The sequence below is a fragment of the Pseudomonas sp. SIMBA_067 genome (assembly GCF_046534675.1).
GTDB lineage: Bacteria > Pseudomonadota > Gammaproteobacteria > Pseudomonadales > Pseudomonadaceae > Aquipseudomonas > Aquipseudomonas putida.
On sequence record NZ_JAWRYH010001058.1, the window covers coordinates 1 to 247 of the forward strand.

Annotated in this window: 1 protein-coding gene; it reads right to left on the minus strand. The window is 41.3% G+C overall.

Annotated features, from left to right (window positions below; translation table 11 throughout):
* On the minus strand, window positions 1–247 hold a 247-nt coding region (locus SB765_RS32470; RefSeq protein WP_410932871.1), incomplete at both ends, for a flagellar hook-basal body complex protein.

Here is a 247-nt window from a genome sequence, read left to right on the forward strand (position 1 = left end):
GTACTTAAACTAACTGAAGTTGTATCACCTGTTGATGCGTCCACAGGGAACCCCTGTAAATAGTTACCCTTTGCATCAACAACGAAGTTATCTTTGTTGAGTTTAAACGCGCCTGCACGCGTATAAGTAAAGTCTTGCGCACCAAGATCATTTGACATCGCAAAATAACCTTCACCCGTAATCGCTAAATCCAATGAGTTCTGGGTGAACTTTAATGAACCTTGATGAAATTGCTGTGCAACCATAG